Here is a 14507-nt window from a genome sequence, read left to right as displayed (position 1 = left end):
CCATGGGATTTAACTGCGGAATCGTCGGCCTACCCAACGTAGGCAAATCCACCCTGTTCAACGCACTGACCAAAGCCGGGATCGACGCCGAAAATTTCCCGTTCTGCACCATCGAGCCCAATGCCGGCATCGTGCCCATGCCCGACCCGCGTCTGGACAAGCTGTCGGCCATCGTCAACCCGCAGAAAGTGATCCCCACCACCATGGAGTTCGTGGATATCGCGGGCCTCGTGGCCGGCGCCTCCAAGGGTGAGGGGCTGGGCAACCAGTTCCTGGCCAACATCCGCGAAACCGACGCCATCGCCCACGTGGTGCGCTGCTTTGAAGACGATAACGTGATCCACGTGGCCAACCAGATCGACCCGCTGGCCGACATCGACGTGATCAACACCGAACTGGCCCTGGCTGATCTTGAGTCCGTGGAAAAACAGCTGCAGAAAGTGCTGCGCGTCGCCAAGAGCGGCGACAAGGACGCCCTCAAGACCAAGGCCCTGCTGGAAAAAATCCTGCCCTACCTCGAGCGTGGCGAGCCGGTTCGCTCCGCGGAACTCAACGACGACGAGCGCAAGGCGATCAAGGGGCTAAACCTGCTCACCGCCAAGCCCACCCTCTACATTGCCAACGTCGACGAGGACGGCTTCGAGGACAACCCCCACCTGGACCAGGTACGCGAACTGGCCGCAAACGAGGGGGCCGAGGTGGTGGCCATCTGCAACAAGCTGGAGTCAGAGATCGCCGAGCTGGACGACGAGGAGCGCGCTGAGTTTCTCGCCGACCTGGGGATGGAAGAGCCAGGCCTGGACCGGGTAATTCGGGCCGGTTACCACCTGCTGGGGCTGCAGACCTACTTCACCGCCGGGGTGAAGGAAGTACGCGCCTGGACCGTCAAGCAGAACGCCACCGCCCCCGAGGCGGCCGGCGTTATTCACACCGACTTCCAGAAAGGCTTTATCCGCGCCGAGGTGATTTCCTACGACGACTTCGTCGCCTGCAACGGCGAGCAGGGGGCCAAGGAAGCAGGGAAATGGCGCCTGGAGGGCAAGGAGTACCGGGTCCAGGACGGGGACGTGATCCACTTCCGGTTCAACGTCTAAAATCTGTTTCTGAGGTGTTGACAAGATTCCCGGAACAGGGAATAATTCGCGCCTCAATACGGCGGCTATGTAGCTCAGTTGGTTAGAGCACATCACTCATAATGATGGGGTCACTAGTTCGAATCTAGTCATAGCCACCATTCTCCGTATTGAGCCAGCAGTCAAAGAGGCCCCTCTCTCTTGTTGCTGGCGGTGGAAAAACAGCTAACATTCAGCTGTAGCCACCAACCTCTGCTGGGGTGTCGCCAAGCGGTAAGGCAACGGGTTTTGATCCCGTCATGCGTAGGTTCGAATCCTGCCACCCCAGCCATCTTTTCTCCCCTACAGCACAATCCTCAGATCCGATCCGTCGCACAGTCAAGTCCGGCGTCAGCAGAACAATACACGCACGAGCACCCGCACTGACCTGCCGCCTCACAGCTACTTTCCTTTCGCTGCCCCCCGCCCCTTTGCCGACGCAGTCAGCCGATCTGCCCAGAGCCTCAAGGACACCGCGCTAAGGCCCTGAAATGGCAACACAGCCCCAGGCTCCACAGATGATAATTACCCGCTAAAGGTGTAATCTAGCCGCTCAACCGGAACGGACTTCAGAAAAGCGGCACTTATGCAGAAGTTGCGACAGAACCTCAATATCCTTTTCATCGGCGTCAAATCCACGGACTCGGAGCCTGTGATCTCCCTGCTACAGGCCGAACGACTCAGCGCCCACGCGGAGCAAGTAGATACCGCGGAGCAACTGAACAAAGCCCTCGGCGCGCGTACCTGGGACCTGATCCTGATCGCGCAACAGGCGCCGCTCAGTCTCGCCGAGCTGGGCGAACAGCTCAAAGCTCACAACAAGGATATTCCGGTTATCGTGCTGGCCCCGACAGCCGACGTAGAGCACCGCCTGGAAGGCATGAAGAACCGCGCCAGCGCCGTGGTCCCCTTTGACCAGAAGGAGCTTCTAACCCTGGTGATCCGCCGGGAACTCTACCACCTGAAGAACCGCCGTCGCCGGCGTCAGGCCGAATTCCACCTGGTCGAATCCGAGAAGCGCCTACGCGAGCTGCTGCACTCCTCCAGCGAGGCCATTGCCTTCGTCAACAAGGAGCACGAGCTGATTTACCTGAACCCGGCCTTCATGGAAATGACCGGTTTTGAGGACAGCAAGGAGCTCCTTGGCAGCCCCCTGGAACAACTCGCCGACGGCGAAGAAAAACAGAAACTGAGCCAGGGGCTGGACGATTTTCGCAGCGACAGCGACGTTGAACAGGATCTGGACCTGCTGATCCGTCGCAAAGACAACAGCCGCTTCAATGCCAGCCTGAACCTGCACCGCTCCCGGTTCGAGCGGACCGCCTGCATCCAGGTCACCATGCACACCCCCCACCAGGACGCGGTGATGGAGTCCCTCGCCGAGCAGGACCTAGTGACCGGCCTCAAGAACCAGGTGTTTCTCGCCAAGAAGCTGGACCAGGCGGTGCAGTCGGCAGTCAGGGCTGGGCAAGGGCTACACCTGTTCTACATCACCCTCGACAATTTCAACAGCCTCAAAGCGGAGGTGGGGGTCAACGGGGCTGACACCATCGTCCGTGACGTGGCCAACACCCTGAAAAAACTGGTCAACCGGGCCCATGTCCTGACCCGTTACAACCTTGACGCCTTCGCCCTGATTTACGGCGATCCAGACTCCAGCAAGGCCATGGAGGTCGCAGAGCGGATCCGCGCTGCGGTGGAGAGCAACCTCTCCACCGTTGCCGGCCAGAGCATCCAGACCACCTGCAGCATCGGCGTCACCCCCATTACCGCCGACTCGCCCAGCTCCCAGGAAGTACTGCGTCTGGCACAGGCCGCCTCCGAGGGGGTGAGCAGCGAAAGTCAGCGCGGCAACGGCGTCAACCTGCTGGTTCCGGAGGAGCAGGAGGAAGACGAAGGCCTCTCGGTCAAAAAGCTCCGCGCCGCCATCAAGGACAATAGCTTCAAGCTCCTGTTCCAGCCGGTGGTCAGCCTTCGCGGCGACCACCAGAGCCTGTACGAAGTACTGCTGCGCCTGATCGACAAGGACGATAACGAAGTCTCCCCCAACATGTTCCTCACCATGCTGGATCACGCGGAGCTGAGCGTGGAGCTCGACCGCTGGGTGATCCAGGAGAGCATTCGCCAGCTGGCCGAGGAGCACCGAGAGGGCAAGCGCAACCGCCTGTTTATCAACCTGACCGGGCGTTCCCTGGAGGACCCGCGGCTGCTGCAGTGGATTGCGGAGCAGCTCAAGGCGTTCGAAGTGCCAGGCGACTCGCTGATTTTCCAGTTCAGCGAAGCCGACGCCTCCTCCTACCTCAAGTACGCCAACATCTTCGCCCAGGGGCTGGTGCAACTCCATGCCAGCGCCTGCATCAAGCACTACGGCAGCTCCATCGACTCGGAAAATGTGCTGCGCCACGTCCCGGCCGAGTACGTGAAGCTGGACGGCTCCTTTGTCCAGGAGCTGGAAGACCCGGCCAAGCACGAGGCGTTCGACAAGCTGATCGAGCCCTTGCGCCTCGGTGAAAAAACCGTGGTCGCCCCCCTGGTGGAAGGGACCAACGTTATGACCAAGCTGTACCGGGCCGGGGTCCACTATATCCAGGGCTACTACCTCCAGGCGCCGCGATCCCGCATGGATTACGACTTTTTCAGTGGCGCCTGAGCAGGCTGTTTTTTGATCAAAACGGGCGTTTGCCTGACATCCGTCAATGCCCACCTGTGGGAAACTCGCTACTCTAGCCGGTACAGATTGAGCGGTGACCTACCGCATGCCAGAGGATGGCCAAACGGGCAAGCGCAGTCGCCTAAGGCGTGCCCAGAGACTCAGCTACCGTGAGATTTTCTACGATGAAGAAACTGCTGCCCCTCTTTGCCCTCCTGGGTCCCCTGACCTTCTCCGCCGCGAACGCCAACGAAGCGAGCAATACCATTCCCATGTGGCAAGGGAATGCGACCACCTTCTACGTTCAGGCAGAGGTCGGCGAGATGGGTGCAATGGATTTCATGGTCGACACAGGCTCGGGCTACATGACCATCAACGAAACCACCCTGGCGGGGCTGAAAGAGAGCGGTCAGGCCGAGTACCAGCGCGAGCTGCGAGGAGTGCTGGCCAACGGCTCGGAGATCGTGGTCCCGGTTTACGAACTGGCCGAGATGAACATCGGCAACTGCAGGCTCACCAACGTCGAAGCCGCGGTGTTCCCGGGCAAGACACGCCAGATTCTCGGGCTTAATGCCCTCAAGCAGGCCGGCAACTTCACCTTCTCCTTCAACCCGCCCCAGCTCGCCCTCTCCGGGTGCCAGGGCGCCGAAATCCTGGCCGACGCTTCGGACCAGCAGCAATAAGACCCGCCGGCTGGCGGCGCACAATCGCCGCTAGCCGCAACTTCCCGGCTTTCCCCTCTCCTTTTATTTCTGCCCTGCTACCTGGGTACCTCCTCGCGGCGTAGCGCTGATCGCGCACCGATACGCCACAAGCCTCAAAGAACGCCCAGCCTAAGGCTGCGTCGGACTGCCGGGCTTGATCACCCAGCCGTGGTTACTGCGGATGGCGCGGTTCGAGGTGCCACAGGTCGATTCCACCGTGATCTCGACAAATCCGGAGCGAAAGCCCCGCAGCAGCGACGAGGGTAACTCCAGCGAAAGCTGCTTGGAGGAGTTCCCCACACGACTGGTCGTCCGGTAGACCCGCGTCTGAGTGCCGTCCCGCCCGACCATCACCACTTTCATGTCCCAATAGGCGAAACCACAGGGATGCTCGCTCACCACGCTGCCACCAAGCAGCACACCGCCTGAGCGCTGCCCGAGGGTCAGCCCCCGGAAATCCAGGCTGGGCAGCTGGTGGCCGTGGATATCGCAACAGGTAGGATCGGGCTCCACCACCTCAACCGGTTGCGGCTTCTCGGGAAGCGGCGTTACCGGTTCACTCTCCGTCTCATCCGGCGGCGTCTCGCTCCCGGGCTCCGGCTCGTCGCCATTCTCCGATGTCTCTTCGACCTCTTCAGGCTGCTGCGACTCATCGCAGGCGCGGATAATTCTTGTGCGCAGCACCTGCAGATCCCGGTAGGCCTGGGTTTCTGCACCGGTCATACCGCTGATCGCCGTATCCTGCGCAATCCTGAGCAGCAGGCGATTCAGGAGGTTGATGAGATAGGCACAGGTAATATCCGGCGCTGCGGCCGCCACAGACGCCGCCTCCCCGAACGGGGCCGCGGCCGTCGCCACCTCCTCAAGCCACATCTGCAGTTCTTCCTGGGTCGGCATAAAGGCCTCCTTCAACTGGTTTGGAAAAAGCGATTGAGGACAGGACTGCCGATAACGGGCCAAACAGCCGATTAAGGCGATGCGAGGGAACGCGGCCTGGCTAGATACATACGTAGCAGACCGGCCAATAAGGCTGCTGGTTAACTTCTTCGATGCCAACTCACTGGCCCGCGTATGAAACTATAGCGCAGGCAGCCAGCGGGTGACCTGAGGGAGACCTAGGCCTTTGTGCGCAGGATGGCGGCAGGGACGTCTTGATGTCCCTAGGCAATAAAAAAGCCGCGCCTCCTGGGAGACGCGGCTTTTCGAGAAGGCGGTGAAGGGCGAGCCCCTCACCTGCCACCAAGATTACTCGATGATCTTGGATACAACGCCGGCACCGACGGTACGGCCGCCTTCGCGGATCGCGAAGCGCAGACCTTCGTCCATGGCGATCGGAGCGATCAGCTCGACAGACATCTGGATGTTGTCGCCAGGCATAACCATCTCAACGCCTTCAGGCAGTTCACAAGAACCGGTGACGTCAGTGGTACGGAAGTAGAACTGGGGACGGTAGCCCTTGAAGAAAGGCGTGTGACGACCACCTTCGTCCTTGCTCAGTACGTAGACTTCGCCTTCGAACTTGGTGTGAGGAGTGATAGAACCGGGCTTAGCCAGTACCTGACCACGCTCAACGTCGTCACGCTTGGTACCACGCAGCAGAACACCAACGTTCTCACCGGCACGGCCTTCGTCCAGCAGCTTGCGGAACATCTCGACACCAGTACAGGTAGTCTTGGTGGTTTCCTTGATGCCGACGATCTCAACTTCTTCGCCAACCTTGATGATACCGCGCTCAACACGACCGGTAACAACGGTACCACGGCCCTGGATGGAGAATACGTCCTCGATGGGCATGATGAAGGCGCCGTCGATGGCACGCTCAGGCTCGGGGATGTAAGAGTCCAGAGTTTCTACCAGCTTCTTAACAGCGGTAGTACCCATTTCGTTGTCGTCTTCGCCGTTCAGCGCCATCAGGGCAGAACCGGGGATGATCGGGGTGTCGTCGCCGGGGAAGTCGTACTCGGACAGCAGGTCACGCAGTTCCATTTCGACCAGTTCCAGCATCTCTGCGTACTCTTCGCTGTCAGCGCCGCCACAGTCGTCAGCCAGCAGGTCAGCCTTGTTCAGGAACACGACGATGTAAGGAACACCCACCTGACGGGACAGCAGGATGTGCTCACGGGTCTGGGGCATGGGGCCGTCGGTGGCGCCGCAAACCAGGATCGCGCCGTCCATCTGGGCAGCACCGGTGATCATGTTCTTGACGTAGTCGGCGTGGCCGGGGCAGTCAACGTGAGCGTAGTGACGCTCGGGAGAGTCGTACTCTACGTGAGAGGTAGCGATGGTGATACCACGCTCACGCTCTTCGGGCGCGTTATCGATCTGGTCGAAAGCGCGCAGCTCACCGGTGCCCCATACTTCGGCGCAAACGCGGGTCAGAGCGGCGGTCAGAGTGGTCTTGCCGTGGTCAACGTGGCCGATGGTACCAACGTTGACGTGGGGCTTGTTACGTTCAAAAGTTTGCTTAGACACGGTATATAACCTCTTAGTCTCGTAATCAGTGATTAAGATTCAGCGTTGATAACAGCTTCGGCGATGTTCTGCGGCGCCTCGGCGTATTTCTCAAACTCCATGGCGTAGGTCGCACGACCCTGGGTCGCAGAGCGCAGGTCGGTTGCATAACCGAACATTTCACCCAGCGGCACCTCGGCCCGGATAACCTTACCGGAGGGGGTATCCTCCATGCCCTGAACGATACCGCGGCGACGGTTCAGGTCGCCCATGACGTCGCCCATGTAATCCTCAGGGGTGACCACCTCGACCTTCATCATCGGCTCGAGCAGGCAGGGATTCGCTTGCGCGGCGTACTTCTTCAGTGCCTGAGAGGCAGCGATCTTGAACGCCATCTCGTTGGAGTCCACCTCGTGGAAGGAGCCGTCGTACAGACGCGCTTTCAGGCCCAGCAGCGGGTAGCCCGCGATGACGCCGTTCTGCATCTGCTCGGTGATCCCCTTCTCGATCGCGGGAATGTATTCCTTGGGAATAACACCACCGACGATCTCGTTGACGAACTCCAGACCGTCCTCCTCGGAGGGAGAGAACTCGATGACCACGTGACCGTACTGGCCGCGACCACCGGACTGACGGGCAAACTTGTGGTTGGCGTCGACAGAGCTGCGGATCTTCTCGCGGTAGGCCACGCGGGGCTTGCCGATGTTGGCCTCTACCTTGAACTCGCGCTTCATGCGGTCGACGATGATGTCCAGGTGCAGCTCACCCATACCGGAAATGATGGTCTGTCCGGATTCCTCGTCGGTCTCGACACGGAAGGAGGGGTCTTCCTGGGCCAGCTTGCCCAGCGCGATACCCATCTTCTCCTGGTCGGCCTTGGACTTGGGTTCAACGGCTACGGAGATTACCGGATCGGGGAACTCCATGCGCTCGAGAACGATCTTGTTGTCGATATCGCACAGGGTGTCACCGGTGGTAACGTCCTTCAGGCCGATGGTGGCGGCGATGTCGCCGGCCAGCACTTCCTTGATCTCCTCGCGGTTGTTGGAGTGCATCTGCACCATACGGCCGACGCGCTCTTTCTTCTGCTTGACGGAGTTGTAAACCGCATCACCGGACTTGAGGGTACCGGAGTAGACCCGGATAAAGGTCAGGGTACCGACGAAGGGGTCGGTGGCGATCTTGAACGCCAGGGCGGCGAAGGGCGCCTTGTCGTCGGCCTCACGGGTAGCCACGGTGCCTTCGGCGTCGTCCAGGGTACCTTCGATCGCCTTAACGTCCAGGGGCGAGGGCATCAGCTCGATAACCGCATCCAGCATGGCCTGCACACCCTTGTTCTTGAACGCGGAGCCTGCCAGCATGGGCACGATCTCGTTCGCCAGGGTGCGGGCACGGATACCGGCCTTGATCTCGTCGTTGGTCAGGTCGCCCTCTTCGAGGTACTTCTCCATCAGCTCTTCGGAGCCTTCGGCGGCGGCTTCGACCAGCTGCTCGCGCAGTTCTTCGGCCTTGGCCTGCAGGTCGGCGGGGATGTCCGCCTCTTCGTAGGTCATGCCCTGGTCTTCTTCGTTCCAGAGAATCGCCTTCATCTTGACCAGGTCGACCACGCCCTTGAACTCGTCCTCGGCACCGATCGGGAAGTTGATCGGCACGGCGACGGCGCCCAGACGGCTTTTCAGCTGCTCAACAACCATGTCGAAGTCAGCGCCGGCACGGTCCATCTTGTTGACGAACACCATGCGGGGCACTTCGTACTTGTTGGCCTGACGCCAGACGGTCTCGGTCTGGGGCTGTACGCCGGAGGAGGCACAGAGCACGACCACAGCGCCGTCGAGAACCCGCAGGGAACGCTCAACTTCGATAGTGAAGTCAACGTGCCCGGGGGTGTCGATGATGTTGACGCGGTGCTGGTCGAACTGCTGGTTCATACCAGCCCAGAAACAGGTCGTCGCGGCGGAGGTGATGGTGATACCCCGCTCCTGCTCCTGCTCCATCCAGTCCATGGTAGCGGCGCCGTCGTGTACCTCACCGATCTTGTGGGACAGACCGGTGTAGAACAGGACGCGCTCGGTAGTGGTGGTCTTACCGGCGTCAACGTGGGCACAGATGCCGATGTTGCGGTACCGGTTAAGCGGTGTTTTACGAGCCACGGAATTGTCCTCTGTTTAGAAGCGGTAGTGGGAGAAAGCCTTGTTGGCTTCCGCCATGCGGTGTACGTCTTCACGCTTCTTGACGGCGGCGCCACGGCCTTCGGCGGCATCGCCGATCTCGCCGGCCAGACGCAGTGCCATGGACTTCTCGCCACGCTTACGGGCTGCGTCTACCAGCCAGCGCATGGCCAGGGCAGAGCGGCGTGAGGGGCGCACTTCTACGGGGACCTGGTAGGTGGCACCACCAACGCGGCGGGACTTAACCTCAACCATCGGCTGCACGGCTTCCAGGGCCTTGGTGAATACTTCAACGGGATCGCTGGCACCACGCTCCTGGAGCTTGTCCAGGGCGCCGTATACGATTTTCTCGGCGACGGATTTCTTACCGCTGACCATGACGTGGTTCATGAACTTGGCCAGGGTCTGGTTGCCGAACTTGGGATCCGGCAGGATTTCGCGCTTAGCGACAACGCGTCTTCTAGGCATGATAAGCCCTCTAAATTAGGTCTTCAGGTTAGTCCGGGCACCTACACGTAGCATAAAGGCCCGACCTTACTCTTATCGTCAACAATGTCCGGGTAGCGTAGCCGCTACATCAGGCAGGGTTTCCGAACGTCTTACTTGGGACGCTTGGCACCGTACTTGGAACGGGCTTGCTTACGATCGGCAACACCGGAGGTATCCAGGGCGCCGCGAACAGTGTGGTAACGCACACCGGGCAGGTCCTTAACACGACCGCCACGGATCAGCACAACACTGTGCTCTTGCAGGTTGTGACCTTCACCACCGATGTAGGAAGACACTTCATAGCCGTTGGTCAGGCGCACACGACATACCTTCCGCAGGGCCGAGTTCGGCTTCTTCGGGGTAGTGGTGTAAACGCGAGTGCAAACGCCACGACGCTGAGGACAGGCCTCGAGGGCACGTACGTCACTCGGAGCGACCTTGCGCTTGCGCGGCTTACGAACCAATTGGTTAATAGTAGCCATTCAGCTTAACTCCACGCTTTTGAATAAAAAGCACCATACAAAAAGACAGGATCTGCGACCCTGCCACGAAGGGGCGAAATTTTAATCATCTCGCCCGCCTGAGTCAATAAGGGCCCGAACCCAAGGGTTCAGGCCCTTACCGATCAATTTTCCGAGTTCAGGGCCTCGGCCAGAGCCGCTTGGATCTCCTCGGCGCTCACCGTGCTGGTGCCGCTGGCCTGAGCCGCTTCCTCACGCTGACGCTTGCGCTCGGCGTGGTAAGCAAGCCCGGTACCGGCAGGGATCAGACGGCCCACCACCACGTTCTCCTTCAGACCACGCAGGGAGTCGGACTTGCCGGTCACCGCGCCTTCGGTCAGCACCCGGGTAGTCTCCTGGAAGGAGGCTGCGGAAATGAAGGACTCGGTGGCCAGGGACGCTTTGGTGATACCCAGTAGCACCCGCTCGAACTGAGCCTGAGCCTTGCCTTCGGCCTCCGCCTTCTCGTTGGCCTCCAGCAGCTGGTTGTACTCCACCTGGTCGCCCTTGATCAGGCTGGTGTCACCACCGCCGAGGATCTCGACCTTACGCAGCATCTGACGCACGATCACTTCGATGTGCTTGTCGTTGATGCCAACACCCTGCAGGCGGTAAACGTCCTGAATCTCTGAGGTGATGTAGTTGGCCAGCGCCTCGACGCCCAGGATCCGCAGAATGTCGTGCGGGTTGGAGGGACCGTCGGAGATCACCTCGCCCTTCTCCACCTGCTCGCCTTCGAACACGTTCAGGGTACGCCACTTGTGGATCAGCACCTCGTAGGGCTCGCCCTCGTTGGGGGTGATCACCAGACGCTTCTTGCCCTTGGTCTCCTTGCCGAAGCTGACCACACCGGAGATCTCCGCCAGGATGGAGGACTCCTTGGGCTTACGGGCTTCGAACAGGTCGGCAACCCGGGGCAGACCACCGGTGATGTCCTTGGTCTTGCCGCTTTCCTGGGGAATACGGGCAATAACGTCACCCACTTCCAGGGGCGCGCCGTTGTCAATGTTCAGCCAGGCGCCACCGGGCATCATGTACTGCACCGGGCTGCCGCTGGCGGGGTGGATCAGCTCGTTGCCGGCGTCGTCCACCAGGGTGATCATCGGCCGCAGGTCCTTACCGGAGGTAGGACGGTCCTTGGGATCCAGCACCTCGATGGCGGTCAGACCGGTGAGCTCATCGGTCTTACGGGTGATGGTGAGCCCCTCCTCCATGCCGGAGAAGGCCACCTTACCGGCCACTTCCGCGACGATCGGGTGGGTGTGGGGGTCCCAGTTGGCAACCACGTCGCCCGCTTCCACCTTCTCGCCGTCCTTGACCTTAATCAGGGCGCCGTAAGGCACCTTGTAACGCTCGCGCTCACGACCGTGGGCATCGGTGACACCCAGTTCGCCTGAACGGGAGGTGGCAACCAGGTTACCGTCCTGCTTGGAGACGTACTTGAGGTTGTGCAGGCGGATTTCGCCGCCGTTCTTAACCTGAATGCTGTCCACCGCTGCGGCACGGGAGGCCGCACCACCGATGTGGAAGGTCCGCATGGTGAGCTGGGTTCCCGGCTCACCGATGGACTGGGCAGCGATAACGCCGACCGCCTCGCCCTGGTTGACCAGGTGACCACGACCCAGGTCACGGCCGTAACACTGGGCACAGACACCGTGACGGGTCTCACAGGTGATGGCAGAACGTACCTTGATCTCGTCGATGGAGGAGAGCTTCTCGTCGGTCTCCAGGCGCAAGACCCAGGCTTCGTCGATCAGTTCGCCGGCGGGGATCAGGGTCTCCTGGGTGCCGGGGTCGATCACGTCGGTAGCGACCACTCGGCCCAGCACGCGCTGACCCAGAGGCACCACCACGTCACCGCCTTCGATCAGAGGCGCCATGGTCAGCCCGCTCTCGGTGCCACAGTCACGCTCGGTGATCACCAGGTCCTGGGCGACGTCCACCAGACGACGGGTCAGGTAACCGGAGTTAGCGGTCTTCAGAGCCGTATCGGCCAGACCCTTACGGGCACCGTGGGTGGAGATGAAGTACTGGAGTACGTTCAGACCTTCACGGAAGTTGGCCACGATGGGGGTCTCGATGATGGAGCCGTCGGGCTTGGCCATCAGGCCCCGCATACCGCCCAGCTGACGCATCTGCGCCACGCTACCCCGGGCGCCGGAGTCGGCCATCATGTAGACGGAGTTAAAGGACTCCTGCTGCTTGGGGTTACCCTCTTCGTCCAGCACCGGGTTGCCATCAGCATCCAGTACGTCATCAACTTTGAGGTCCGCCATCATCGCTTCGGTGACCTTCTCGTTGGCACGGGACCAGAGGTCGATCACCTTGTTGTACTTCTCGCCGGCGGTGACCAGACCGTCGGCGTACTGCATTTCGATCTCCTTCACCTCGGCTTCGGCGTCGCCGATGATGTCCTTCTTCAGGGCCGGAATAACGAAGTCGTTCACACCCACGGACGCGCCGGAACGGGTGGCGAAGGCGAAACCCATGTACATCAGCTGGTCGGCGAAGATGACGGTATCCTTCAGGCCGCAGCGACGGTAAGCCTCGTTCAGTATCTTGGAGATGGCCTTCTTCTTCATCGGCTGGTTGACCATTTCGAAGGGCAGCCCCGCGGGAACGATCTCGAACAGCAGCGCACGGCCGACGGTGGTGTCGACGATGCGTGTCGCTTCGCTGACGTTACCCTCGATGTCGCGCACGGTTTCCTTGATGCGCACCTTGACCTTGGCCTGCAGCTCAACCTGCTTGCCGTGATAGGCGCGATGCACCTCCTCGTGGTCGGCAAAGGCCATGCCTTCACCCTTGGCGTTGATCTTTTCCCGGGTCATGAAGTACAGACCCAGCACCACGTCCTGGGAAGGCACGATGATCGGTTCGCCGTTGGCCGGAGAGAGGATGTTGTTGGTGGACATCATCAGGGCACGGGCTTCGAGCTGGGCTTCCAGGGTCAGCGGCACGTGGACCGCCATCTGGTCGCCGTCGAAGTCGGCGTTGTAGGCGGCACAGACCAGCGGGTGCAGCTGGATCGCCTTACCCTCGATCAGGACCGGTTCGAACGCCTGAATACCCAGACGGTGCAGAGTCGGCGCCCGGTTCAGCATGACAGGGTGCTCGCGAATGACCTCGGCGAGGATATCCCACACCTCGGGGGTCTCGCGCTCGACCATCTTCTTGGCCGCCTTGATGGTGGTGGCTAGGCCGCGCAGCTCCAGCTTGGAGAAGATAAACGGCTTGAACAGCTCCAGGGCCATCTTCTTGGGCAGGCCGCACTGGTGCAGGCGCAGGTAGGGGCCAACCACGATAACGGAACGGCCGGAGTAGTCGACCCGCTTACCCAGCAGGTTCTGACGGAAGCGACCCTGCTTACCCTTGATCATGTCGGCCAGGGACTTCAGCGGACGCTTGTTGGAGCCGGTGATGGCACGGCCGCGACGGCCGTTGTCCAGCAGCGCGTCCACGGACTCCTGCAGCATACGCTTCTCGTTACGCACGATGATGTCGGGCGCGGAGAGCTCCAGCAGGCGCTTGAGGCGGTTGTTACGGTTGATTACCCGACGGTACAGATCGTTCAGGTCGGAGGTGGCGAAACGGCCACCGTCCAGGGGCACCAGCGGACGCAGATCCGGCGGCAGAACCGGCAGCACCTTGAGAATCATCCACTCGGGCTTGTTGCCGGACGCCACGAAGGCCTCCATCAGCTTCAGCCGCTTGGAGATCTTCTTGATCTTGGTCTCGGAGTTGGTGCTGGGAATCTCCTCGCGCATCTGGGCGATTTCGCCCTCCATGTCGAGGGAAGCCAGCAGGGCCTGGATCGCCTCGGCACCCATCTTGGCCTCGAACTCGTCGCCGTACTCCTCGAGCTTCTCGAAGTACTCCTCGTCGTTGAGCAGCTGACCTTTTTCCAGGTCGGTCATGCCGGGCTCGGTCACCACGAAGGATTCGAAGTAGAGCACCCGCTCGATGTCACGGAGGGTCATGTCCAGCAGCAGGCCGATGCGGGACGGCAGCGACTTGAGGAACCAGATGTGGGCCACGGGGCTGGCCAGCTCGATGTGGCCCATGCGCTCACGACGCACTTTGGCCAGGGCGACTTCAACGCCGCACTTCTCACAGATCACACCACGGTGCTTGAGCCGCTTGTACTTGCCGCACAGGCACTCGTAGTCCTTGACCGGGCCAAAGATCTTGGCGCAGAACAGACCTTCACGCTCGGGCTTGAAGGTACGGTAGTTGATAGTTTCCGGCTTCTTGACCTCACCATAGGACCAGGAGCGGATCATCTCGGGCGAAGCCAGGGAGATTCGAATGGAATCGAACTCGTTACTCTGGCCTTGCGATTTCAACAGGTTAAGCAAATCTTTCATCGGCGGCTCCTAACGGAGTTATCGGTTGTGAGGGGCGAAGCCCCTCACCTCGTTGATAACTGCGGC

9 protein-coding genes and 2 tRNA genes are annotated in these 14507 nt (G+C 60.8%); 5 read left to right on the top strand and 6 right to left on the bottom strand.

Annotated elements, in window-relative coordinates; genetic code table 11:
- The first annotated feature begins 2 nt into the window (after window positions 1-2).
- The 5 genes from ychF to JGZ97_RS09145 all read left to right on the top strand — a co-directional run bounded on the left by ychF (window position 3) and on the right by JGZ97_RS09145 (window position 4445).
- Window positions 3-1094 carry a redox-regulated ATPase YchF gene (gene ychF / locus JGZ97_RS09165; RefSeq protein WP_207062323.1) on the top strand — a complete coding sequence of 364 codons (1092 nt, stop codon included), beginning with the start codon at window positions 3-5 and terminating at the stop codon, window positions 1092-1094.
- A gap of 63 nt (window positions 1095-1157) precedes the next feature.
- Window positions 1158-1234 (top strand) — tRNA-Met (locus tag JGZ97_RS09160).
- Between the two features lie 95 nt (window positions 1235-1329).
- Window positions 1330-1404 (top strand) — tRNA-Gln (locus JGZ97_RS09155).
- Between the two features lie 294 nt (window positions 1405-1698).
- A complete protein-coding gene (locus JGZ97_RS09150; protein WP_207062322.1) occupies window positions 1699-3762 on the top strand; it encodes a bifunctional diguanylate cyclase/phosphodiesterase in 2064 nt (687 codons plus the stop codon).
- A 185-nt stretch (window positions 3763-3947) separates the two neighbouring features.
- Entirely contained in the window at window positions 3948-4445 is a 498-nt protein-coding gene (locus tag JGZ97_RS09145) for a TIGR02281 family clan AA aspartic protease (protein WP_207062321.1), read from the top strand.
- Between the two features lie 150 nt (window positions 4446-4595).
- Here the strand turns inward: JGZ97_RS09145 and JGZ97_RS09140 are convergent, their stop codons facing one another.
- The 6 genes from JGZ97_RS09140 to rpoC form a co-directional block, all read right to left on the bottom strand.
- Window positions 4596-5363, bottom strand: coding sequence for a hypothetical protein (locus tag JGZ97_RS09140; RefSeq protein WP_207062320.1), 768 nt, complete (start codon window positions 5361-5363; stop codon window positions 4596-4598).
- Window positions 5364-5711: 348 nt separating this feature from the next.
- Window positions 5712-6938: an elongation factor Tu gene (gene tuf / locus JGZ97_RS09135; RefSeq protein WP_207062319.1), complete on the bottom strand. Its 1227-nt coding sequence runs from the start codon at window positions 6936-6938 to the stop codon at window positions 5712-5714.
- A 32-nt stretch (window positions 6939-6970) separates the two neighbouring features.
- The gene (fusA, locus tag JGZ97_RS09130) at window positions 6971-9067 is read right to left on the bottom strand and encodes an elongation factor G (RefSeq protein WP_207062318.1); all 2097 of its coding nucleotides are present in this window, start codon (window positions 9065-9067) and stop codon (window positions 6971-6973) included.
- 15 nt (window positions 9068-9082) lie between these two features.
- Entirely contained in the window at window positions 9083-9553 is a 471-nt protein-coding gene (gene rpsG, locus JGZ97_RS09125) for a 30S ribosomal protein S7 (protein ID WP_207062317.1), read from the bottom strand.
- A 131-nt stretch (window positions 9554-9684) separates the two neighbouring features.
- Window positions 9685-10056 carry a 30S ribosomal protein S12 gene (gene rpsL / locus JGZ97_RS09120; RefSeq protein WP_207062316.1) on the bottom strand — a complete coding sequence of 124 codons (372 nt, stop codon included), beginning with the start codon at window positions 10054-10056 and terminating at the stop codon, window positions 9685-9687.
- A gap of 143 nt (window positions 10057-10199) precedes the next feature.
- Complete coding sequence (gene rpoC / locus JGZ97_RS09115) at window positions 10200-14441, bottom strand: DNA-directed RNA polymerase subunit beta' (RefSeq protein WP_207062315.1); 4242 nt, start codon at window positions 14439-14441, stop codon at window positions 10200-10202.
- Window positions 14442-14507: the final 66 nt, after the last annotated feature.

Origin of the sequence: Motiliproteus sp. SC1-56, assembly GCF_017309075.1 — a bacterium.
Classification (GTDB): domain Bacteria; phylum Pseudomonadota; class Gammaproteobacteria; order Pseudomonadales; family Balneatricaceae; genus Motiliproteus.
Note: the sequence above shows the minus strand (reverse complement) of the source record. Positions and strands in the feature narration are given on the sequence as shown.

Bases quoted from the DNA above. Each gene is read 5' to 3' on its own strand.
- JGZ97_RS09145 (WP_207062321.1), top strand. From the start codon at position 3,948: ATGAAGAAACTGCTGCCCCTCTTTGCCCTCCTGGGTCCCCTGACCTTC.
- rpoC (WP_207062315.1), bottom strand. From the start codon at position 14,441: ATGAAAGATTTGCTTAACCTGTTGAAATCGCAAGGCCAGAGTAACGAG.
- rpsL (WP_207062316.1), bottom strand. From the start codon at position 10,056: ATGGCTACTATTAACCAATTGGTTCGTAAGCCGCGCAAGCGCAAGGTC.
- JGZ97_RS09150 (WP_207062322.1), top strand. From the start codon at position 1,699: ATGCAGAAGTTGCGACAGAACCTCAATATCCTTTTCATCGGCGTCAAA.
- rpsG (WP_207062317.1), bottom strand. From the start codon at position 9,553: ATGCCTAGAAGACGCGTTGTCGCTAAGCGCGAAATCCTGCCGGATCCC.
- ychF (WP_207062323.1), top strand. From the start codon at position 3: ATGGGATTTAACTGCGGAATCGTCGGCCTACCCAACGTAGGCAAATCC.
- JGZ97_RS09140 (WP_207062320.1), bottom strand. From the start codon at position 5,363: ATGCCGACCCAGGAAGAACTGCAGATGTGGCTTGAGGAGGTGGCGACG.